The organism is Brevibacillus sp. JB24b (assembly GCF_051713385.1).
In the GTDB taxonomy this organism is placed as follows: domain Bacteria; phylum Bacillota; class Bacilli; order Brevibacillales; family Brevibacillaceae; genus Brevibacillus_B; species Brevibacillus_B laterosporus.
Map to the genome: position 1 here is coordinate 4,696,540 of NZ_JBNVQV010000001.1, position 23,439 is coordinate 4,719,978.

The following is a 23,439-nucleotide window of genomic DNA, read 5'->3' on the forward strand; positions in this document are numbered from 1 at the left end:
GTAAAAGCAAATATCAATAACAAAGATAAATAATAGTATTTCATAAATACCTCCTAATATAGGTTATCCTCATCGTCAAATAATGCGATTAGATAGACGAGAAAGTCCCCTTTCAAAAAGAGGACTTGTCTTGAAGTTTAGGAGGGTACCAATATCTCTGTCTACCCTCGAAAAATATCTTGGAAGAGATTCAAGAAGGCAAAAAAGTTTTAACGTTCAAACTAACATTATTGATTTAAGGTTTCTTTCGATAATACGAGGAATTTTAATAATCAAATTCAATACCGAAATCAATTACCTCACTTACTGATTGAGGTTTAATTGAAAGTCCGGCTGGAAATATAACAAATTCTACATTCCCACCCCAAGTTTGGTGACCGTATTGAAATTTAATATTTGTTGATCCTGAATTCCTTTCGTCTGTGTATACATATTGACCAATATATCCTTTGTGAAGGTTGTTACTTGGCATTGCTTCTAAATCTATTTCTCCACCAACGCCTACACCTGGATCCCAATCTTTTGGTTTGTAACTTTTGGAACACTTCCATTTTTTATCTACGTTATCTGGCTTATGACAATATCGAAGTTCAAAATCTTTAACCTTCCCATTTGCTGACATCGGCAAAGTCCATTTATTACTCACTGGATACCCAATACTTATTCCGTCTGTTAATTCCCAACGTGGACTATCTGTCCATTCATACTTTCCATATAAATAAAACTTCTTTTTCCCTTTCTTATCACTTTTTTCCTCGAAGGCAGTTCCTCTCAACTCCAAAGTACCACCATCTATATCTTCACCAGATAGACCTTGTATTGCCTCTTCTTTGACGACTTTATAATTAGTTGCTATTTTCTTCGCATCATTTTGAATTAGTTGGTGAAGAACTTGGACGGGATAATCATTAATTTCACTTTCTTCCATTCCAACATCATCTATCAATTTCTGTATTTCTTGTTTACTTAAGGAGGAGTCTTCTCCCCAATCTGAATGTTCATTGCTTTCTGCTGCAAACCCGATTGAAGATATCATCGTCATAAAGACTACTGCTAAGGATACAATTTTTTTCTTCATTTTAGTACCTCCAACTTGGAATTTAATAGTGATATTTACTATCTAACATTTTTTATCGTTCTCCTAGTTTCAACTACCAGTTCAAGTCTGCGTTCAGACCATTGTTGTTTTAATTCTTGTTGTCGTAATATTCTAGCTGATTTTTCCAATTGCAATTTATTGATAGGAGTCACCCCATATCAACACGTTGTAAACCTCCTAGAGGTCTTTAGTGAATAGCTGAAAAACGGCTATAATAATTATACCCCTACTGGGTTTCGTAAAGTTTTCAGTACAGCCTATTCATATCGACCAACTAGCGTCTAATCTTCTGAAACATAACGATGTACTCATCTAGCTGTTGGCTTATTTGTATTACGGTTGGGTGTAAAATGAGCCTTCTTTAGTAATACAACATCTCTAACTCTTGACGGAGGAATTCAATTAGCTTCTGTAAATCATCTTTAGATTTCATATTTTCTGTTTTCACATTCTGTAGATGAGTGGTAAAATGAGTTTGAGTAACATTTTTTGTTGCTCAAGGTGTGGGGCGTTCCGATGGTGTGCAAACTAGTGGGAACGTCCCTTTTAGTTGTTAAGTTATATATTTTGAAGATGACACCTCCTTTCTTCCTCCTGAGCATTATTTTACCACCTTGTTCTATATTTTACTAAAAATCCATTAAATTGAAACGTTTTACAAATTACGACAAAAAGCACAAAAAAAGAACGCTAATTAATAGCGCTCATAAAAATTATAAGTGTCAATAGCCTGGATCATACGCATACTGAATTATCTTAGCTTCTGCAACATGAGAGAAAGAATCAATAGAGCCTATAGAAATTGCCATTGCTAAAGTCATGAAAATCGTTATAATTGCCTTTTTCATCTCAATCCCTCCTATGCTAACTAATTATCTTATCCTGCGTAATTCCATTATATACCTTTTGAAGCTTATGTAGCATTTGTAAATCAAGATTTTTGTTTTTGGATATATAAAAATCAAGTATGCTTTCCATACATTGATTAATATCTTGATAAGCATTGATTTTCCCATATGCAGACATGCTGCTAAGGTAACTATCCAATCCTTCTTCAAATAATTTAATTAAAATTTGGTAATTTGCTTTATATTGAAAATACAATCCCGTCGAATAATATTTATAAGGTGTTTTTGATTCAATCTTCAAGAAGTTGTCTTCTTGTGCAATTAATTCTGCAATGGAATCAAATTTCCCCGTCTCTAAATATAGTTCAAATAATTCATTAACTGCATGAATTTTTGAACCCTTGCTGGTATTTTGTAGGCACTCAAGTAACAGTGGGATGGCTGTTTCGTATTCCTTTCTTTTCGCCTTTACCATTGCTTTAGTCAATGTAGCTGATTCATTGACAAAATGATAATCAAATTTTTTATAAACAGTCAGATGCCTCTCAATTTCATCATAAAAACCTAAAAAATAGAGCGAGTTAATCATTGCTAAATATGCTCTAGCTTTTAGCTCTGTATCATTTTTTTCTAATGTAATCCCTGCTTCGCATAGTTCAATACAAGCCTTATATTTCTTTATAGCATATGCTTGAAGCGCCATTCTGAAATATAAAATTATCTTTTCTTCCTCAGATAAAAAATCTACATAATGAATAACTTCTTCACCAATCTTAAAAGACTCCTCCATAGTCTTAAAATCTTGTCTTTCAATTAGGTATTTTTGCAGGGACGATTTGGCTATGTACATGGGAATTCCGTGTACCCTTGCATATTTAATAATTGTATTGTATAGCGACAGTCTAACTTCATTGCTTGCAGTATTATTAGCAAGACAAAATACATGCTCTAATAGTACATATGTTTCTTCTTTAGAATTCTCAAGGAATTTCTTTGCCACCTTAGTCATCAAAGAAGGGCTTGAAACTTCAATGCACAACTGTAATATATCATCCAAAACCTCGATCCGATGTTCTATTTCAACATAGCGTTCAATTATCTCTTCATAAGGGATTTCTAAAACATCTGCAATTGGTTTTAATGTCCGAAGCTCTGGACGTTTCGTATCTCCAGATTCAATCTTTGATAAAACCCCTTTACTAATCCCTGTTATTCTGGACACTTCTGACAAACTGATGCCTATTTCTACTCTTTTTCCCTTTATCAGTTCCCCCAATGTTGTGAAAGTTAAACTTACACTCATGTTAATCCCCTTCCATAATTTATAAATAATCCCATTGATTCCTTTATCAATCTTAACTTGATTCTAACTTTATTGTATATTTTTGTAAATAACAATAAAAAATAATAGATTGATTTACTTTCTTTTATGAAAAGGATTTTGAAAGTCAAGGATTATAAATAGCTCTAATAAAATGTATGTTTCATCAAAGGGTATCAAAAAAGAGAAGTATGAACGACTTTATGATTACATCTGTTAACGTATCGTAAATTCAACATCTAGGGTGGATTTATGGAAGTGTTCATCCCCATATTCGAATATGCACATGCTGAATGGATGTAAAGTATCCCCCTTCTAAAAACTATTCAGTCATTATGAAACAAAAAGCCATCCTATAGGATAGCTACTTTAAAAACAAATTATCAACCGCTTTTTGTCTCTCTTCCTCTGTTGGCTTACTATAACGTAAAACCATATCCGTTGACTTATGTCCGCTAAGAGACTGAATCACTCCTATATCTTGATTGTCTCTTACTAGTGCTGTAATAAATGTATGTCTTAATTGATGAGCATGAAAACCATACTTCTCTAATAAATGTTGAACACTTCTTACACTAATACGCTGCTGTCGGTTACTCAGAAACAGTGCATCGTTACTGTCAGATCGTTCCTCTATGTATCTTTTTATCGCCCTTCTTACTTCTTTTAGGGGCTTGTTGTTTATAGTCCACTTGTTTGATTACTCGAATATCTTCCACAATCTCTTGTTTGCCATTCCATCGACTGAATGATTTGATTGGCATTATAAATCTTGTTTATGGTTGAAGCTGACTTTTTCTTTGCCACTAGATAATCCATGTACTGCTGAACGTCTGAGCGGACATAATCTACTATCAAAAATTGCCCAGAGTTAGTTTTTTCAAGTTATCCAGCATTTATACCTTTTGAACGTATCTGATCTGTTAGTTCTTAATATGTTTTAAATTGGCTTAGAATTTATTGACTCTAATAAATTACGTACTGAGACGACTTTATGCTGTTTGGTATACACACGAGGTAATCGATAATTAAGCATGCACGCTACCTCATAATTAATCGTTCCTATTAGTTCGGCTACTTCTTCAAGTGTTATCTCTTCTTTGCCAGATCGACCGTAAATAACAACCTCATCTCCTACTTTTGCCTTTATTTTATCCACACTTACCATACATTGGTCCATCGTTACCCTACCTACCACGCTAAATCGTTGACCTTGTAATAGGACACTTCCCTTATTCGAAAGCAAACGTGAGAAACCATCTCCATAACCGATCGGCAGAGTAATAATCTGTTCCCCTGGTGTAGCGATATAGGTAACTCCATAGCTTATGCCATACGGCTTTTGCATAAACTTAACATTTGAAACACGGGTTTTTACTTGAAGAGCAGGTTCTAGGTTAAGTATATGTAAAGATTTTATATAGACAGATGGGTATAAACCATACATTCCAATTCCCAATCGTATATAACTAAATCCCCACTCAGGATGGGTCATCGCAGCCGCAGTATTGCAGCAGTGAATAGCAGGTAGCTGATACCCTTTTTCCCGCAAAAATTCCAAATAGTCTTGAAACCGTTCAAATTGCTGATTCAAGTAGGTAATATCCCTTGAATCAGCCGTGGCAAAGTGAGTATAAATGCCATCCCATTGAAAAACATCACTTTTATTGACACCCTTCACGACAGAAAGAAGTACTTTTTTTGTCCTTACTCCAATCCTTCCCATGCCTGTATCAATGTTAATATGAACCGACAAACGTTTACGCTCCTGAGTGGATATTTCCTTCTTATCTTGGGTATTCTCGGTTTCAGGTTTATCTTCATTTTTATCTTCATTTTTATCTTCAGATTTGTCTCCAGATTTGTCTCCATGCTTATTGACCTTCTTCTTTCCCTGTTTCTTACTTATTATTTTTTCAGCTCTTTTTAGCCAATTCGTTTGAAACACAGTACACGAAATGTTCCATTCATATGCTTCTTGCACTGCACTTATAGGCGTGTACCCTAAGATTAGTATTGGACACGTGATACCCGCCTTTCTTAGAACAATTCCTTCATCTAGAAACGCAACTGCTAAAGCGGTAGCACCTGCCGCTAGAGCTTCTCTTGCTACTTCTACGGAGCCATGTCCATAAGCATCTGCTTTCACTACCGCCATGATTTGAGTTTTTTCAGGAATATGCTTCCGAAAGGTTCGTATGTTAGTTTGTATGTCGTCCAAATTGACCTCTACCCACGTGTCCCGATAGAATTTGTCCATTAGAAAACACCTCATAGCTTTTTTCAAAAAGTATATGAGTCTTTCTTTCACAATATCCATTGGATAAGCCTTACATCATGCGAAATTTTTCACGAGGATTATAAAGAAGCATGCAGGAGTAGAAGTAGTCGCACACAGCAAAAAGCCATGACCTCTGCGATCATGGCTTTTTGTCGTTACCAAAAGTTTATCCCGTTTTCACCGTTACGTGATAACCAGCATGCTTTCGTACTTGGAATACTCCAATATCCATAATTAAATATTGACCTTTTACACCAAGTAGCTTTCCAGAAACACACTCCAGCTTGTCTAAGGATAAAGAATTAATTTTGGCCAATGTTTCTAAGATTGGATACGTAATATCTACCCACTCATCTTCACGCAATTGGAATGGCTTAAACTCTTCAGGAAATTTCTCATAAGCTTCTTCACGAATTTGAATTAAGTCCGCTTCTTTTACTTCACCTTTTAACATTTTGCGCCAGTTTGTTTTGTCTGGCATGAATTGGCTGAGGTGCACCTCCAGCTCTCCCGCCATTCGACGAGTTGGAAGCTCCGCAATTGGAATAGCTCGAACGGCTCCTTGATCTACCCAACGTCTTAACTCATTGTTTTTGCGAGTCAGTCCCACTTTGACATCGCTGGAGAGCGCAAGATATACATAATGCGGAATCATGCAATGCGATTCTCCAAAGCTTTTGTCTCTACAGGTTCCTTGATCAAAATGACATTCATGCGGTTTTACAATACAAAGGTCGTTTTCTGGTAATTTAACAAAACAAGGATAACAATAACCACTGTTAAAGGTTTTGTTGGTTTTGCGTCCACAAGCAATACAATTTTTTTGTCCATCATACTGAATAGAGATTTGTTGTCCAATCCACTCATTCAGGCTTATTTTGTCCTCATCTATATGAAGATAATAATCGACAGGTTGTTCTTTTCCTTGATAGGTATGTGCTAGTCCATGCAGCAAGCCGCTTCTTTCCAACGTCATGTCACTCCTCTCACGCGTAACGTTTTGCCTCCATGATATCATATCCAACAAACTTTGCGCTTTTCTTCCAGCATGTTCTTATCCCTGTTCGGTCACCCTAAGGAAAGTGAATGACTAGAGAAAGGAGTGGTTTCACATGAGGAAGCGACTGGCAAGGCGCTTCACATGCTGCCTTGCCCTCATAGGTTTAGCATGCTTAGGGATAATTTTATGGGGTTCTTTTGGACTTACTGCTAATCAAATGGCCTATGAACCCATCCACCGTATTGAAACGCAAAAAAAGGTGGTTGCTTTAACATTTGATGATGGCCCAGATCCAGTCTATACACCTCGTATCCTAGAAACTCTGCATAAGAACGGGATTCTTGGCACATTCTTTGTCCTTGGCTCCCAGGCTGATAAATATCCTGTCATTATGCAGTGGATAAAAAAGGCTGGACACGAAATCGGAAATCATGGATATCATCATTACGATCTAAACAAGTTAACCGAACAAGAGATTTATGATGAGATTAAACAAGCAGAAAAATCCATATACAAGGCTACAGGTGTCCTCCCCCAATACTATCGTCCGCCAGGGGGTGTGATTACCACCGATGTAATGAGTGCTGTTCAATTGTCGGGCTATGATATCATCTATTGGTCAGTTGATCCGCGAGACTGGTCCTTAGCTCGCACCTCATCTGTTATTGTTAATAGTGTTAAAAAACATACCTCACGAGGCGACATCATCCTATTCCACGATGGTGGGATGAATCAAAAGCAAACATTAAAAGCCTTACAGGAGCTTATTACTGATTTACGCTCTAAAGGCTATAAGTTCGTTACTGTAAGTCAATTGTTGGATGAGGGAAATAAAGTTCGTTGATAAGTGAGCATAAAAAAGCAGATGTAGACTGCAAGGGATAACATGATCGTTGCATTATCCCTTGTAATACTCCCATCTGCTCTTTTTTAAGATCAAATATACTGATTTACAGAATGGAACTTTATTGTATCAGTAGAATACCCGGCTGATGAATGCGCTCCATGATGCGGTGAAGATGGACGAGAGTCTTTATGTCTAGACAAAAAACCGATTAGTCTGGCAGAGTTTACTACCACTAATACCGAAGTGATGTTGTGCACGAACGCACCGAATACCGGACCTAACACACCTAATAAAGCAAGCAGGATAGCAGCACTGTTAATAGCTGTAGAAATGATTAAATTTTCCCGTATTACTTGCACAGCTTTTTGGCCCAAACGCATGACATCAGCAATCTTACGTAGATCATTTGACATCAATACCACATCAGACGCTTGAGCAGCAATTTGTGTACCATGTACTCCCATTGAAATCCCTACATCCGCTAACGTTAGCGCCGGTGCATCATTAATCCCATCGCCAATCATCGCTACCTTACGCCCGGCTTTGAGCTGGCGCTCTACTTGTATATACTTCATGTCGGGCATTTGTTCAGCATACACCTGCGTAATTCCCAACTGCTCTGCCATAAACCGAGCCGCTCCACTGTTATCTCCAGTGACAACTGCTACCTCAACACCGGCTCCTGTTAATTGTTCCACTGTTTCTCTGGCTTCAGGGCGAAGTTGATCTGATACTGAAATCATTCCTAGTAGCTTGTGCTCCGATGAGATGAGAACATTCGTCTTCCCTTCATTTTCTTTGGTTGTAAGCAAGCTTTGCACCTGTTCAAGAGCTATTCCCATTCCCTTAATAAAGGAAGGATTGCCCACATAGATTCGTTTGCCTTCAACGATACCCTCAATTCCACTACCAGCATGCATAATAAAGGATTCTACAGCAGGTAATTCTAATTCCCACTTTTTTGCCTGATGTAAAATAGCCGTAGCAATGGGATGCTCTGAATGTTGTTCTAAAGCCGCAGCCCAACGAATAACCTCTTGGGCACTTTGCTCTGCATGAGCAATCCCAGCAACGGACAATGCCCCTTTTGTTAGCGTACCTGTTTTATCAAACAGTACCGTATTAATAGAACCTAACTGCTCCAATGCTACACCACTTTTAATTAAAATCCCGTTTTTGGCTGCGTTTCCGATCCCTGCCATAATCGCTGTCGGAGTAGCCAGTACCAAAGCACAGGGACAAAAGACGATTAGAACTGTAACAGAACGAACCATATCGTTTGTAACCAGATACACAAGAATCGCCAATAATAAGCTAGCCCCTACAATCCATACTGCCCATTTATCCAACAAACGCTGTACAGGCGCTTTCTTTTCCATCGCCTCCTCTACCAATCGCGTTACCTTAGCAAACGTTGTTTCTTCACCAACACGAGTGGTTTGTATTTCTAGAGAGCCGTTTGTGTTGGTAGTGCCTACGAATACTTCATCCCCTTGTCGCTTTTCGACAGGTAAGGATTCTCCTGTTAAAATCGCCTGATCAATCGCAGCCTGACCAGCTACTACAATTCCATCTACTGGTATCCTCTCACCTGGTTTTACCAGTACCAGTTCACCTACTAGCACTGAATCTGCTTTTGCCTCAATCCACTGTCCTCCCCGCATTACCCTTGCCTGTTCGGGAGCCATTTCTACCATTTCTTTTAAAGCTGAAGTCGCTTTTGCCACCGTCTTTTCTTCTAGCCACATGCCAATCATCATAATAAAGGCTACTTCAGCAGCAGCTAATAACTCCCCAATACAGGTAGCAGCAATGATGGCAATTGTAACCAACACATCGCTATTTAGGCGTCGTTGTGTCCATAATTCCTTACCCGCTGTAAGTGCAATGGGAACTCCACATACCACAATGGCAATCCAGGCTGGGTCAATCCCTGCGATACTCCCCCACAGCCAACTAATCAGAACACACAAACCTGAAAGAATCATACTTCCTTTTTGTAACATACCAATCACCCTTCTTTCTTTTTGGTTAGAAACGTACTCTGTTGAGAAAGAGAATCATACTTAAAATTACCCTAAAAACAAACGAAGCTGCTACCCGAAGGTAACAGCGTTCATGCGGCTTTATGCATTTTTCCATAGGTGAATATAATTGAATCAGGCAAACTTTTTAATAATCATTACAATCATAGTACAATTCTTTTTTGCAAAGCGTCAAGGACAATTTTGGAAAAGAAAAAAGACCTAGCTACTATCGCTAAGGTCTCATTTATCCTACTTCATTTCCATTCCTTCAAATTCTTGAATAGATGTAGCACGTGCTTTCTCTGGGCGGAAGAAAATAGCTGCGAGGAAGAAAACAATGAACATGGCACCCATTGCCACAAAGATTGAAGTTGGGGAAACATAATTAATTAAGAATCCATTAACACTCGGTGTAATAATACTTGCTACGCTAAAATTCATGCTTGCAATAATTCCCGCGATCGGAATTAAGCCTTGTGGTAAGATATCAGCACAATACGCTAATCCAAGCGAGTAGAACGAACCCACCGCTGCTCCTGCTGCAGCTAATAACAGCATCATTAATGGTACTGAGGATGTTGCTAATGGGAACATCATAAACGCGATGCAGCCTGCTATTGCACAACACATCATGACTTTTTTGCGTCCTACTCTGTCACTTAATGTACCAAGTGGCAACTGTAAGAATAAACTACCTACTACAAATGATGGCAAAATAATGGAAACTGATTCTGCCGAAATTCCTGAACGTAAGGCCGCGATCGGAAAACTACCGTTGAGCGTCGTTTCCATAAAGCCGTATAGGAAAGCTGGAATCAAAGCCAGCCATGTCATTTGAATAACCATCTTGTACTTTTCTCTTGATTTAACAACCTTTTTCCCATCGTTTGCTTTTACTTCAGGTGGGAAGGCATTACGAATTTGTAACAACATGAAGAAAGCCACTAGGTTACAAGCAACAAGTGCCATAAATGGTGCCCACAAGCCAAACGGCATTAAATTGATTGCCAAAGGTCCTACGCTAAAGCCCGCCCCATAAGAAAGACCGTATAGCGAAAGATCACGCCCACGTCGCTCTGGTGTAGATGTAGCCGTCACCCAGATCTGACTGGTATAATGCAGAGCAGAATCGCCCATTCCCATTATCAAGCGGAGGACAAACCATACACTAAGCGATGTAAACAATGGAAGTAACAAAGTTGAGAATGTTACCAGTACAAGTCCAATAAATAGACATGTCCGATAACCCCATTTTCGTAAAAAGATTTCCATCAATGGTGACATAATGAACATTCCGACATAGAGGGCAGCAGCATTCAAACCGTTAGATACAGCAGAGATGCCTCGTTCCTCTAACAAGATAGCAAGCAATGGGAGCGTTAATCCCTGAGTAATACCAGCAATAAAGACCACTACGAGCAATGTTGTAAAAGTAAAGCGCGAAGATTTCATGTATGCGATCTCCTTTCCATTAGAAGATCATACACCGTATCCCTACTCTTCCACAACCCTCTACTTTTTCACAGTTTACTTTATAGGTTTCCCTTGTTGAAGTTGATACATTTTATAATAGATGCCCTGTTTGTCCATTAACGCCTCATGGTTACCCTGCTCGACGATCTCTCCTTGCGACAATACCAATATGACATCCGCTTCTTGAATAGTTGACAATCTATGCGCAATGATAAAAGTTGTTCTTCCTTGTGCTAGGACCTTCAATGCATCTTGAATTGCCGATTCTGTCTCACTATCAATGCTAGCTGTTGCTTCATCCAATACAAGGATTGCTGGATCTGCTGACGACGATACTGCTGGGCATACCAGCGGTTTTTGATCATCAGTTCGCTATGGGTTCCTTCTTCTATAACCAATCCTTCATCTAACACAAGAATGTGATGTGCATGGACAACAGCAGACAAACGGTGAGCTGTAATAATCGTGGTTTTCCCCAGACGTGCTTCACGTAAATGACGAAAGATTTTCTCTTCCGTCCTAGCATCTACAGCCGATAAGGAATCGTCTAATATCAATACTTCTGCGTCAGTTAATAGGGCACGCGCAATAGAAATTCGCTGCTTTTGCCCACGTGATAGCATGACTCCTTTTTCCCCTATAACCGTTTTTAAACCATGTGATAAGTGCTGTAAATCTGTTAGCATCTCAGCCTGTCGAAGCACCCGCTCCACATCAGCGTCATTAGCCTCTGTAACACCAAACGCTATATTTTCCTTGACCGTGCGTGAGAATAGCATATGCTCTTGTGGAACATAGGCAATTTTTTCACGTACTGTATTCAAAGCTATTTGTTCAATGGGAATTCCAGAGAAAAATATTTGTTGGGATTCAACCGGATATTGATGCAGTAAGGTTCTACATAAGGTCGATTTACCACTACCCGTTTTCCCAACAATACCAAGCGTCTCCCCACTGTTTAGTGTGAAGGAAATGTGCTGCAATGCTGGTCGGTTTGCTTGTGGATAAGTAAAGGAACAATCCCGCATCTCTACTGTACCTAAAGGCACATGAGTAACAGCATCAGCTACCTCTACTACATCAGAAGGTTCACCTAATAGCTCGTATAAACGTTTGAGCGATGCACTCCCCCGTTGTAAAACATTCATTAAGTACCCAAATGCGAACATGGGCCAAATCAGTAGTCCAAGATAGAGCTGAAAAGCCACTAGCTCCCCTAAGGATATCTGACTGCTGATCACCAATAAAGAACCGTACCCTAATGCAATTAAAAAACTGAAGCTAATAATAATAGCCACAGTAGGTTCAAACAGCGCATCAATTTTTGCTACATTGACATTTTTCTTTAAGGTGTCTTCACTAACATCCTGGAATGCTTCTACATCCTTTTCTTCCTGAACAAAAGAACGTAAAACACGTACACCAGATATCGACTGTTGCACATGATCGTTCATTTTGCCAAACGCTTCTTGTGCTAGATAATAGCGCTCATGCAGCAATTTACCATAATAAGCGGTAGACCAAGCTAGGAACGGCATAGGCAACAAGGCTGCGAGTGTTAACTTCCAATCTACCGCAAACAGCATGATTCCAAGTGTTAGCAAGGTCATACAGATGGAATCGACCAAGGTTAAAACCCCTATACTCGCTGTTATTTCGATCGCTGGAATATCATTAGTTGCAATGGCCATTAAGTCACCTGTTCGATGGCGTTGAAAAAAGCTTGGTGACATTTGATTTTAAATGCTGAAAGAAGCGATTTCGCAGAGTCCTTTCTAGCGTAAGTGAGCCACCAAACAACAAATAACGCCACAAATACCGGAGTCCATATAACAAAATACCGATCCCTACTAGTATCCCAGCCATCATAACTAAGCCTTTTTGAGTTAGTAGTCCGTTTCGAATTTCATCGACTAAACTACCAATAATACGTGGTGGCAATAATAATAAGATATCAATAATAATCAGTACACTAATGGCAAACACATATCGCTTCCAATGTCTTTGAAAAAACCAAGCTAATTGTCGAAATGAACTCACTCTTCAACACCATCTTCCCCTATCAATCTCAAAATTAAATCAATTCCAGAATAGGGATCATGTCGTTTCCCTCTCTCCTTTTTGTTGTTTCCATTCCTGCTGTAGCATTCCATACACAGCATGATCAACGTAATGATCGTACAACCATTCATTCCCTCTGATAATTCCTTCTAATTGAAAACCAAGTCGCTCAGGGATAGCACGGCTTTTCTCATTTTGTACTGCTGCTGCAATCTCTACTCGATGCAGATTCCACTTCCCAAATACCAAATAGTCAAGATATGCTTGTACTGCCTGCGTCATGATGCCTTTCCCCTGAAATTCGGCTCCTAGCCAGTAGCCAATTACCGTTTTACGATGATTCCATTCGATATAATTGGCGGCGATTCTCCCTGCAATTTGGCCTTTATACCAAATCGAATAATGCGTTCCTTGCATATTCGCTGCTTGTTGAATGGCAAAACGAATATTATTTTCTGAATCCTCTACATCTCGTACATTATCTAACCACGGTAAAAACTCCCGTAAATAATCTCGATTTTTTTCTATTAAAGCAAAGGTGACTACTGCATCCTCAATACGGACTTCCTTTAGTTCCAAATCAGGTGATATCACGATATTCTTCATGCTTCTCCTCCCCCTTTTTTGCCCCTGATTGTTCCAATAGATTGAACATTAATTCTCTTAAAAACAAAAATCACCTGCTTGCCCTATTTAGTAGGACAGCAGATGACTCTGTTTTCGATACCATTTTACTTTTGAAAAACTCGTTCCCGTTCAGCGGCAATATCTCGTACGCTCGCAGTTATATCTGCGATTTCTGTAAAATGCTTACGATTGATAATGAGGGATTGACCAATCTCCAAAGCAAGTCTTTCTGCTTCTGCTCGAATCTCTACTTGTTCAATTCTATTTAAGTCAGCCACACCCGCCAATCCAATCACACGTCTCAGGATTTTGCATCCAGCATATCCTGCCGTATCTTGTAAGACTTGAGATACATAGTCCTGCCAAAAATCGGGAACACGCGCACTACGCTCCTCCGCTTGTTTATGCCACAAACGAACGAATTGCGATACAAACTCATTCCATACGTTTTCTACCGTATCCAATAAATAAAAACGATAGCTCTCCCGTTTCTCTATGTCCGCTTGCAACCCGTATTGACCTGCATAATTTAAGATAAGATTAGCGATTACCGCCCCAATGTCAAAACCGATCGGCCCATAAAAAGCAAACTCTGGATCAATCACCTTTGTACTCGTTTGAGTGACAAAAATACTACCTGTATGCAGATCACCATGCAACAAAGCTTCTGCTCGTGTTAAAAAACCGTATTTTAGCTTAGCAATCTCTCGACGTAATGCTTGATTCTCCCATATTGCTTCTATATCTCGACGAATAAGTGGATTAAAATCGTTGGTTTCATGGTCCACATAAGGATCAGTAAATACAAGATCTTCGGTAATTTTACATAGCTCTGGATTAATGAACTTGCTCACATTAGCCTTCTTAGCAAAGGGGTGTATCCCAAGATCAGAGGTAAAGAACAAGGTATGGGCCAGAAAAGTTCCGATATGTCTAGCGAAATGTGGATACACCTCTCCATCAATTAGACCTGCACGGAGTAGCTTATGATCACCGACATCCTCCATAATCGTCAAGGCAAGCTCCGAATTGTGATGGTATACCTCAGGTACTAAATCCCCTACTAGCTCTCGCTGAGTCTTGAGCGCCTCGGCTTCAATTCGCGATCGATCTAGTGTTAACGGCCAAGATTCGCCAACGACGCGAGCATAAGGCAAGGCCTGCTTCACAATGACACTTTTATCGGTCGCTTCATCGGTTATTCTAAAGACCAAATTTAAATTGCCATCACCAATTTCTTGGCTAACAAGAGACGCGTCTTGTGTAAAAATCGTTCCCTGATTCTGTACGTATAAAATGGCTTCTTGAACCGATAACGCTTGATAACCCATATCTTTCCTCTCCTTTTTATCACTAGTATCGGTTGATGTATTGATCGTAATGTGCCAAGGGATGGACGATTCCTTCTAGATTGGCTAATAAGCGATACTTGGTCAATAGGTTAACCTGATACACACCGACTCGCTCCCAGACTTCACTCGGCTCAAGAATATTCCATCGCCCCAAATCCTTTTCAATAAAAAAGTCCTTGCCCCGAAAACGAATCCATGTATGACTGCTAGGAACATCTGGTGAAAATATGCGGGATCGTGACAAATAATCATCACCATATTCCATAGTAAGTAAGAACAATATGCGATGGGCTTCCTCCCAGCTCCTTTGTAATAATACATGCCAGGACCCGCTTTCTTGTTCACTAAGCTTACCGCGTAAATGACCGAATGCATGGCTCAAAGCATTGCAGGCATTGCCTGAATCAATAGGCAATTCCCTGATCTTCTGGAATTCATGTAACAAATGCTCTGCAAATATACTCCAATCTCGCTCGCCTGTTTCTCGTGTCAATTTTAATTGATCCCGAAATGCTTGTGATATCTGCTTATATTTTTGATAACACCTCATCATGACCCAATATTTGTGCTCTGCCCATATCTGTTCACACCATGCTTTGCTTACCAAAGAAAAAGAAAACCTCTTTTCCGAAGAAAAGAGGTCGTTTTTACATGCCATATTCATTAAACGTTCCCCCTTATCTACCAGAATTTTAATGTCTCTGCAGGAATTAGCACCGTGCACACGCCAAGCTAGTGGCTATGTGTCGGTTGCTGGGTTTCATCGGGCCAGTCCCTCCACCGTCTCTGGATAAGGTATCCAAAAGTTATATGTAATTGTAAGTGAATGCAGGTTCTTATCCTACGTAACGAAGCTTCAAAATGAATCGTTAGTAGAAATATACACAGGTAAACCATTTATGTCAAACAATTTATTCAACTCAGATTTTATTTATAAAAGGGTTGACGCATTTTATAAAAAGGGATAAGATGGTCTCCAAGAAACAGCTTCTTTTTTGACAACTACAACAATTATTTAGCTCTTATTGAGAGAAGGCGGAGGGACTGGCCCTATGATGCCCGGCAACCCTCGTATCGGTATAACGATGCGAAACGGTGCTAAATCCTACACATAATCGTGCTTTATTGGTTTATGTGAGAGATAAGAGAAGAAGATCTGTCTATCAGACGCCTCCTTCTCTTGAAGGGGGCGTTTTTAGTTGATAAATTCTCTACCTATAAGGAGGTCATCCATGAGTACAGATCGAATCCTCGTAACCTATTTAACGCAAGCAAAAGATTTACAAAAAAAAGCGGAAGGTATTGCAGTTGGTATGACAGTAGGCTCATGGACAGACCTTCCCCTGGCCAAACAAGAGCAACTACGTGCCTATTTAGGTGAAGTAGCACATGTAGCTCCTCTCGAATCTACCTCATCAGGTGAAACACGAGGTCTTATCACTATTAGTTATCCAACAATATGCTTTACACAAGATATCCCTTCTCTTCTTACAGGGGTATTCGGCAAGCTATCAATGGATGGCAAAATCAAGCTAGTGGATATTCAACTTCCCCCTGCTTTTTTACAAGGCTTTCAGGGTCCGAAATTTGGCATAAAAGGTATACGGAAAATAACCGGTGTGCATGATCGCCCTTTATTAATGAGTATTTTTAAGTCATGCACAGGTTTATCACTAGAGGAATTAGAGGTTCAGTTTCGTGCACAAGCAGAAGGTGGCCTTGATTTGATAAAGGATGACGAAATTTTCTTTGCTGATGATAAAGCTCCGTTTATCCAACGCATCAGACGTTTCAAAGCCATTTCAGATGAAATTGCGGAACAAACCGGTAAGCCTGTCTTGTATGCCGCTAACCTTACAGGACCTAGCTCACAGCTTATTGAGCGGGCGAAACAAGCAATTGATGCAGGTGCTTCTTGCCTCCTGTTTAATGCGCTTGCTTTCGGCTTCGATCTCTTGCAACGTCTAGCAGAAGATCCGGACATTCAAGTACCAATCATGGCGCATCCTGCACTCGCTGGCGCTTATTATCCTAGTCCTGATTACGGCATAGCTGCTCCGCTCTTACTCGGTAATCTATTGCGTTTAGCTGGGGCTGACCTGGTCTTGTTCCCTTCTCCATACGGAAATGTTGCATTAGATAAGCTAGAGGCTAATCAGCTAGCTAATCATTTAGTTGGGGAATACGGTACCTTACAACCTGCCTTCCCCGTTCCATCGGCAGGTATTCATCCTGGATTGGTTCCACAGCTGTACGCTGACTTTGGTCTAGACCAGGTGGTTAACGCAGGCGGCGGTATTCATGGACACCCACTAGGAGCAACAGCAGGCGGTCGAGCGTTCCGTGCCGCTATTGATGCATCCGTAAACGGAATTAGTCTTACTAAGGCAGCTGCCGACTCTGAAGAACTGCGACTCGCACTAGAAAAATGGGGAGGTCTTGCATGACAAAACAACTTGTGCTTTTTTGCGATTTCGATGGAACTATTACAGAAAAAGACAACATTGTAGCAATCATGCGCCATTTTCATCCCCCAGGCTGGGAAGAATTAACCGAACAGATTTTGACGCAAAAAATAACCATTAGAGAAGGGGTAGGAAAGCTTTTTTCCCTGCTTCCCTCTTCACTCGAACACGAAATTACTCAATTTGCTGTGAAGAATGCTAGTATCCGCCCTGGTTTCGCCGAGTTTGTGGAATATTGCCGTCAAGAAAATGTGACTTTGCTCATTACAAGCGGAGGTATTGATTTCTTTGTTCACCCGATTCTCGCTCCGTTTCAGTTGGATGGTCCAATCTACTGCAATGGCAGTGATTTTAGCAAAGAGAGCATAAAAATTACGTGGCCGCATACCTGCGATGAGCATTGCCAAACAGATTGTGGAATGTGTAAAACTACCATTATTAGAAGCTATGATGCTACGGCCTATACGCGTGTTGTCATTGGGGACAGTATTACTGACTTAGCAGGCTCTCGAATTGCTGACTTTGTCATTGCCCGTTCCTTCCTATTAGAAAAATGTGAGGAAGAAAATTTATCACATAAACCATTTACTACCTTTTATGATGTGATTTCAATCATTAAAGCCATTCAGGCCAAACAGGAGGGAATTGTGCTATGACAACAACACTTGAACAGCGCACCGCCGCTTTTAAAAAACTAGATGAAGTAAAGCTAACGTTTGCTAGAAGAGACTGGTTTCCGGGCACTAGTGGAAACCTCTCTATTAAAATCAGCGATGTACCCTTACAATTTGCTGTGACCGCCAGTGGCAAAGATAAAACTAAATTATCGCCAGAAGATTACCTGATCGTTGACAGCAACTCTAGTTCCGTAGAGCCTACCAATTTGAAGCCGTCTGCGGAAACCTTAGTGCATGCTGTTGTCTATCAAAGCATTCCCGATGCTGGCGCTTGCTTCCATGTGCATACGATAGCGAACAATGTGATTTCCGAATTGTACGCCCAAAAGCAAAGCTTTAGTATTCACGGTCAGGAATTGATCAAGGGACTAGGCATTTGGGAAGAGAACGCTCTACTTAACGTCCCTATTGTCGAAAACTATGCAGATATCCCTACATTAGCGGCAGCCATTAAAGAGGCGATAAGGCCTGATGTACCCGGCGTGTTAATTCGTAACCACGGAATATATGCATGGGGTCGTAATGATTTTGAAGCAAAGAGACATATAGAAGCTTTTGAATTTCTATTTGAATATCAACTACGCTTACTGCAAGTAAGTAATTTATCTTCGCAAGCTTCTGGTATTGCCATTTAATTTAATCTGATTAAATAAATAATTCATAAGATTACAAACAATAGGAGGTCTTTCTTCATGGCAAAAGTACGTTTTCATGATACCAATGAATATATTGAGGGTACAGAAGCAGTTCAGACTTTTTTAAACTCACAGGATGTTATCTACGAATATTGGGGTGTAGATCAATTAGATCCTGCTTTGCGAAATAATTACGCACCGACTGATGCAGAAAAACAACAAATTTTAGAGACCTTCCAAAAAGAGATACAAGATATTAGTGAACGTCGCAACTACACTACAGCAGACGTAATTGTGCTAAGCGACAAAACACCAGAGTTAGATAAAAAATTAGAGAACTTCGTCAAAGAACATCATCACACGGATGATGAAGTCCGCTTCTGTGTAGATGGTCATGGTATTTTTGCTATTTTAGGTACAGATGGTCGCTACTTTGATGTAGAGCTATCCCCTGGTGATTTAATCTCCGTTCCGTCTTCATATCGACACTATTTCACCTTAATGGAGGATCGAAAAATTATTGCGATTCGTCTGTTTGTAACTCCTGCGGGTTGGGAAGCGATTTACTAGGAGATTTGTAAAGAGAGCTTCAAACGAACGTGAATTAACATTTACAGCTTTACCATTTAACTTCAAATTTATTTCTTCATTAAACATAAAAAAACGCTTGGACCATCCGTCCAAGCGTTTTTCTTATCCATTCTATTTTCAGGCTACTATTCTACAGTACCTTACACGAATTATTTAGGCTGGATCAAAGACTCCTGCTCAACCACAATTTTCACCGCTTGCCCAATTGCTGGTAGGCTCTTTGTTGTCATAGGACCATAGAATCCATAGACTTTTGTCCCTTTACGCAAGTCCTCTGCTTTTAATTCGCTATTATCTTTTGCGTCGATAATCGGGGTGTCTTTTGCTAGATTTAGCGCAATCATCTCAAAGGAATTGTCATTTAGCTTCTCGCCTTTAATCACTACCTGAATGGTTCCATCTGTTAATGTTTTCGCTTCAACGACTTCACCAACTGTTCCTAGAACCTCAGGAGTATCCATTTTATCATTTACCACGATTTTCACTGCATTTGTCATAGGTGGAATGCTCATAGTCATAGTCAGGCCATGCTCAACTTCAATTTCTTGACCCAATTTCAAATCAGCTATTGTAAGCTTTTTACCATCCTGATCAACGATGCTTGTCTCATCTGTGATGTTTAGACGTACACCATTTGTGAAACCATTCATCATGATAGCCCCTTTGATAGAAGCATCTTTTTCTTCAATAGAGATGTGAGTAATACTACCTTTTTTCGTAACCCCTTGTACTTGTTCGCCAATTTTAATTGTCCCATCACCCTCGACAATTACTTGTTGATGAAGTACTTTATCAAAGAAGGAAACTGGTACATAGGTTACTCCTGCTTTAGACTCAGGAGCTGATCCTAATTGCACGTACATTTTATTTACACTGTATTGATCTTTTCCCACCGAAACTGCTGTCCATTGTGCACCTTTTTGCAACTCAGCACTCTTGGTTTCTGCATTCCAGGTAACCTTATAACCTAGTTGATCGGAAATCGTACGCAATGGGATCATTAGTACATTTTGTTTGTTTGCGTATACGTTTAGCTTCTCATCTACTACTTTACCATTTACATAAACAGCATGCTTAGAAGCCGGTTTTGTTAGTACATTGTTTGTTTGTGTTAGTTGTGGGGTAGCGGCATAAGCTGAAATGGAGCTGGTAGCCACCACAGCGGTAACCAGAGCAGCACTTAACATTTTAAAAGTTTTATTCATTGTGGATACCTCCATTTTCATTAACAAAATTTCCATTTTGTTTGATTCACACTCTTTGACGAGGTGTTTTTCACAAACGTTTCAGGAAAAGATAAAAAAAATAAAAATAAAAAAAACCAAAGCCCGATTGTTAATGAATCAGACTTTGGTTTTTGGCATCAAATGATGACATCTACTCCGAAATGATCAGATATGACTGGTTTATTTATACCGTTAAAAATGACTCTGGATTCCAGAACATAAACAGGCTGATTTACCCAGATATAATCAATCCGCAAGCCTTCCTGATTGCAATCCCATCCAGCAATCTTCCCTTGAACCGTGCTGCCCTCATCTTGAACCTGAGCTAGTAGAAACGTATCGTACCAGCCATGCCTTTTTACACAGTCATATCCTTCTCCACTCACCCCGGCATGATTATTAAAATCTCCCATCAAGAAGGTAAGCTCATTTTTATCAATCCGCTTTATCAAACGTTCAAACTGATCAAAAAAAGGTTCTTCTTCATCCTCCCACCATCCGAAATGACAGGAAAAAAATGAAATATACTTCTGATGATACTCCACAGTAGCTTGCACAACCTTGCGGGTTTTCCAATATGACGTATCTGTATGTTTAGACACATAGAATGCGTTCTGATCCCTGATTGGGAGGTTGGTCAATAAAGCTACTCCTTCTTCATATACCCCATATCCAATATGACAAAAATCCCAGATCATCCGATAACCGTCTAGCCCTCGCTTCTGAAGCTCTTGTAATAAAAGATAAGCATAGTTATCAGCCTTGATGTGATCCTCAATCACAACAGCATCAATCGATTGACTCACTTCTTGTAGAGCGATAACATCGTAAGCATGTTCTACTATAGTATCTGCTAGTTCCACTAGCTTTGTATGCTGATCAGACTCTTGCCACGAATGGCAGTTCAGTGTTAATAACCTCATATTAGACTCCTAAATAATCCTGGACACTTGATTTAATCACATCCGCTTTCGGACCATACACAACCTGAACTCCCTTATCTTTTAAAATAAGTCCAAGCGAGCCTGTCTTTTTCCATTCGGATTCCGTAGCCACATCTTCTATATTTTTGACGGTTACCCGCAAACGTGTCATACATGCATCCACATCTTCTATATTATTTTCTCCACCTAATAGCTGAACAATCGTTTCTGCAACACCAGTAGTGGTTTTCTTCAATTGCTCTTGGTTTGTAGATGGCTCGTCCTCGTCTGTATAATTTCCAGCGCGACCTGGAGTAGGGAAGTTAAACTTTTTGATCAAAAAATGAAAGACAGTGAAATTCAATCCAAAGAAAACAAGGCATGTAATCGCAAAGTTGATGATGTCTTGTATCATTCCTGCCCGTATTGCCATTGGTGTTCTTGTCAGCAACTCGATAAACCCAAAGGAATGTAGACGTAGATGAATAAAATCAGCCATCGCAAAGCTAATCCCAGTTAAAATCGAGTAAACCACGTACAAAAGAGGTGCAGCGAACATAAACATGAATTCGATAGGCTCTGTTACCCCAGTCAAAAATACGGCCAAAGCAGCAGAGAAAAACATGGATTTGTATTTTGGTCTTTTCTCGATGTCCACATGGCGATACATAGCTAACGCAATTCCAAGCAGTGACGCCGTTGATAAAATCATCTGACCTACTTTAAAACGAGCTGGCGTTACACTATTTAGCAATTGGTTATATGCCGTTGTATCTCCTTGAGAAAGTAGATTGTTCAAGTCAGCGACCCAAGCAAGCCACAATGGATCTTGACCTGCCACTACTTGACCCGCACTGGTACCAGTAAGCAACGTGTATGTACCCCCAAGCTGGGTGTAGTTAATCGGAACAGTCAACATATGATGCAATCCAAATGGTAGCAACAAGCGCTCTAACGTTCCAAAGATAAAGGGAGCAATAACAGGTGCTGAGTCTTTAGAAGAAGCAATCCATTTTCCGAAATCATTCAAAATTCCCTGAATAGACGGCCAAATAGTAGCCAAAATGATAGCGGTTACAGCGGACCAAAAAATAACGACAAACGGAACAAATCGCTTCCCATTAAAGAAAGCTAACGATGCCGGAAGTTTATTGTAATCATAGTACTTATTAAAGATAACAGCTCCTAGGAAACCAGAAATAATACCGATAAAAACACCCATGTTAAGAGCAGGGGCACCTAAAAATGAAATGAAATAGTCTTTTACTAGTATTTCTTTTCCAAATAAGGAGGAGACAGTAGCGTCAGGACTAGATAGCATATCTGTACTTACTCCAAAAATTGCACCCGTAATCCGATTGATTAAGATAAAAGCGATCAGTGCAGCAAATGCACCACCTGCCCGCTCCTTTGCCCATGAGCCACCAATAGCAACTGCAAACAAAATATGAAGATTACCGATTACAGCCCACCCTATTTCCTCCATCACGTGGGCAAATCTGACAATAAAGGTTACATCTTCTCCTGCCATCGCAATCAGCTTGGCTAGAGAAATCATAATCCCCGCAGCAGGCATAACAGCAACTACTACTAAAAGAGCTTTCCCAAGCTTTTGCCAAAAATCAAAAGATGCCATATTTCTCACTGTGACTCCCCCCCTGCATACTTATATAAGTATTTTTATCAACATAGTGAAATCGTTTGCACAAAATTATTGTAATAAAAACGCTTTCATAAAACAAGTGAAAATTTATGATACATCCCCTTTTCGTAACAGAGACTATATCGCTTATACATTATTAATAAAAAACACGTTTAATACACGATTTATTCCCCTATAAACCGAATGAAAAGCATCCCCTTAAAGAAAAGGATGATACACGATCCAAAATCAACTTAATGCAATCGGTTGCGCAATTAGTTGATTGGAAATATAATGAGTATGAGATTCTTTCAAACATACGGTCAAAAAAGAACGAAGGAGGT

20 protein-coding genes, 2 pseudogenes and 2 riboswitches are annotated in these 23,439 nt (G+C 39.7%); of the genes and pseudogenes, 5 read left to right on the forward strand and 17 right to left on the reverse strand.

Annotated features, from left to right (window positions below; translation table 11 throughout):
• Window positions 1–265 precede the first annotated feature (265 nt).
• The 7 genes from ACQV1I_RS22060 to ACQV1I_RS22090 form a co-directional block, all read right to left on the reverse strand.
• Window positions 266–1,078: a hypothetical protein gene (locus tag ACQV1I_RS22060; RefSeq protein WP_116334278.1), complete on the reverse strand. Its 813-nt coding sequence runs from the start codon at window positions 1,076–1,078 to the stop codon at window positions 266–268.
• Window positions 1,079–1,373: 295 nt separating this feature from the next.
• Window positions 1,374–1,451: an aspartyl-phosphate phosphatase Spo0E family protein gene (locus tag ACQV1I_RS22065; RefSeq protein ID WP_438769990.1), complete on the reverse strand. Its 78-nt coding sequence runs from the start codon at window positions 1,449–1,451 to the stop codon at window positions 1,374–1,376.
• Window positions 1,452–1,821: 370 nt separating this feature from the next.
• Complete coding sequence (locus ACQV1I_RS22070) at window positions 1,822–1,947, reverse strand: hypothetical protein (protein WP_268878071.1); 126 nt, start codon at window positions 1,945–1,947, stop codon at window positions 1,822–1,824.
• Window positions 1,948–1,963: 16 nt separating this feature from the next.
• A complete protein-coding gene (locus ACQV1I_RS22075; protein WP_116334279.1) occupies window positions 1,964–3,250 on the reverse strand; it encodes a helix-turn-helix domain-containing protein in 1,287 nt (428 codons plus the stop codon).
• Window positions 3,251–3,632: 382 nt separating this feature from the next.
• Window positions 3,633–3,953: a tyrosine-type recombinase/integrase gene (locus tag ACQV1I_RS22080; protein ID WP_328588845.1), complete on the reverse strand. Its 321-nt coding sequence runs from the start codon at window positions 3,951–3,953 to the stop codon at window positions 3,633–3,635.
• 255 nt (window positions 3,954–4,208) lie between these two features.
• Window positions 4,209–5,528, reverse strand: coding sequence for an alanine racemase (gene alr, locus ACQV1I_RS22085; protein WP_116334280.1), 1,320 nt, complete (start codon window positions 5,526–5,528; stop codon window positions 4,209–4,211).
• A 187-nt stretch (window positions 5,529–5,715) separates the two neighbouring features.
• Window positions 5,716–6,525 carry a DUF2797 domain-containing protein gene (locus ACQV1I_RS22090; protein ID WP_116334281.1) on the reverse strand — a complete coding sequence of 270 codons (810 nt, stop codon included), beginning with the start codon at window positions 6,523–6,525 and terminating at the stop codon, window positions 5,716–5,718.
• A gap of 136 nt (window positions 6,526–6,661) precedes the next feature.
• Here ACQV1I_RS22090 and ACQV1I_RS22095 point away from each other — a divergent pair, with 136 nt between their 5' ends.
• Window positions 6,662–7,393, forward strand: coding sequence for a polysaccharide deacetylase family protein (locus tag ACQV1I_RS22095; RefSeq protein WP_018670375.1), 732 nt, complete (start codon window positions 6,662–6,664; stop codon window positions 7,391–7,393).
• A 92-nt stretch (window positions 7,394–7,485) separates the two neighbouring features.
• On the opposite strand, the gene ACQV1I_RS22100 is transcribed toward ACQV1I_RS22095, so the two are convergent.
• The 7 genes and pseudogenes from ACQV1I_RS22100 to ACQV1I_RS22130 all read right to left on the reverse strand — a co-directional run bounded on the left by ACQV1I_RS22100 (window position 7,486) and on the right by ACQV1I_RS22130 (window position 15,600).
• Window positions 7,486–9,402 (reverse strand): heavy metal translocating P-type ATPase, encoded by a 1,917-nt coding sequence (locus ACQV1I_RS22100; RefSeq protein WP_116334282.1) that lies wholly within the window; start codon window positions 9,400–9,402, stop codon window positions 7,486–7,488.
• Window positions 9,403–9,672: 270 nt separating this feature from the next.
• Complete coding sequence (locus tag ACQV1I_RS22105; RefSeq protein WP_116334283.1) at window positions 9,673–10,875, reverse strand: MFS transporter; 1,203 nt, start codon at window positions 10,873–10,875, stop codon at window positions 9,673–9,675.
• A 75-nt stretch (window positions 10,876–10,950) separates the two neighbouring features.
• Window positions 10,951–11,220: pseudogene (locus ACQV1I_RS22110) on the reverse strand (multidrug ABC transporter permease); the annotation flags it as partial.
• Window positions 11,139–12,936 (reverse strand): annotated as a pseudogene (locus ACQV1I_RS22115) (ABC transporter ATP-binding protein). The pseudogenes ACQV1I_RS22110 and ACQV1I_RS22115, both read right to left, overlap by 82 nt.
• Before the next feature lie 57 nt (window positions 12,937–12,993).
• A complete protein-coding gene (locus tag ACQV1I_RS22120; protein ID WP_018670370.1) occupies window positions 12,994–13,563 on the reverse strand; it encodes a GNAT family N-acetyltransferase in 570 nt (189 codons plus the stop codon).
• Between the two features lie 125 nt (window positions 13,564–13,688).
• On the reverse strand, window positions 13,689–14,915 hold the full coding sequence (mtnK, locus tag ACQV1I_RS22125; RefSeq protein WP_116334285.1) for an S-methyl-5-thioribose kinase: 1,227 nt from the start codon (window positions 14,913–14,915) through the stop codon (window positions 13,689–13,691).
• Window positions 14,916–14,937: 22 nt separating this feature from the next.
• Complete coding sequence (locus ACQV1I_RS22130) at window positions 14,938–15,600, reverse strand: DUF1722 domain-containing protein (RefSeq protein ID WP_116334286.1); 663 nt, start codon at window positions 15,598–15,600, stop codon at window positions 14,938–14,940.
• A gap of 10 nt (window positions 15,601–15,610) precedes the next feature.
• Window positions 15,611–15,733: riboswitch (SAM riboswitch) on the reverse strand.
• 222 nt (window positions 15,734–15,955) lie between these two features.
• Window positions 15,956–16,084, forward strand: a riboswitch (SAM riboswitch).
• A gap of 84 nt (window positions 16,085–16,168) precedes the next feature.
• On the opposite strand from ACQV1I_RS22130, the gene ACQV1I_RS22135 reads away from it, so the two are divergent.
• The 4 genes from ACQV1I_RS22135 to ACQV1I_RS22150 are packed head-to-tail and all read left to right on the forward strand — an operon-like array spanning window position 16,169 to window position 19,283.
• Complete coding sequence (locus ACQV1I_RS22135) at window positions 16,169–17,383, forward strand: 2,3-diketo-5-methylthiopentyl-1-phosphate enolase (RefSeq protein ID WP_094700479.1); 1,215 nt, start codon at window positions 16,169–16,171, stop codon at window positions 17,381–17,383.
• Complete coding sequence (locus ACQV1I_RS22140) at window positions 17,380–18,057, forward strand: 2-hydroxy-3-keto-5-methylthiopentenyl-1-phosphate phosphatase (protein WP_018670366.1); 678 nt, start codon at window positions 17,380–17,382, stop codon at window positions 18,055–18,057. Before ACQV1I_RS22135 ends, ACQV1I_RS22140 begins: the two co-directional genes overlap by 4 nt.
• Window positions 18,054–18,713 carry a methylthioribulose 1-phosphate dehydratase gene (locus ACQV1I_RS22145; protein ID WP_018670365.1) on the forward strand — a complete coding sequence of 220 codons (660 nt, stop codon included), beginning with the start codon at window positions 18,054–18,056 and terminating at the stop codon, window positions 18,711–18,713. Before ACQV1I_RS22140 ends, ACQV1I_RS22145 begins: the two co-directional genes overlap by 4 nt.
• Window positions 18,714–18,770: 57 nt before the next feature.
• Window positions 18,771–19,283, forward strand: a complete 513-nt coding sequence (locus ACQV1I_RS22150) for a cupin domain-containing protein (protein ID WP_116334287.1) — start codon at window positions 18,771–18,773, stop codon at window positions 19,281–19,283.
• Window positions 19,284–19,453: 170 nt separating this feature from the next.
• On the opposite strand, the gene ACQV1I_RS22155 is transcribed toward ACQV1I_RS22150, so the two are convergent.
• The 3 genes from ACQV1I_RS22155 to ACQV1I_RS22165 form a co-directional block, all read right to left on the reverse strand.
• On the reverse strand, window positions 19,454–20,509 hold the full coding sequence (locus ACQV1I_RS22155) for a copper amine oxidase N-terminal domain-containing protein (protein WP_236645807.1): 1,056 nt from the start codon (window positions 20,507–20,509) through the stop codon (window positions 19,454–19,456).
• A gap of 158 nt (window positions 20,510–20,667) precedes the next feature.
• Window positions 20,668–21,453: an endonuclease/exonuclease/phosphatase family protein gene (locus tag ACQV1I_RS22160; RefSeq protein WP_116334289.1), complete on the reverse strand. Its 786-nt coding sequence runs from the start codon at window positions 21,451–21,453 to the stop codon at window positions 20,668–20,670.
• 1 nt (window position 21,454) lies between these two features.
• Window positions 21,455–23,089, reverse strand: a complete 1,635-nt coding sequence (locus tag ACQV1I_RS22165; RefSeq protein ID WP_438769993.1) for a PTS transporter subunit IIBC — start codon at window positions 23,087–23,089, stop codon at window positions 21,455–21,457.
• Window positions 23,090–23,439: the final 350 nt, after the last annotated feature.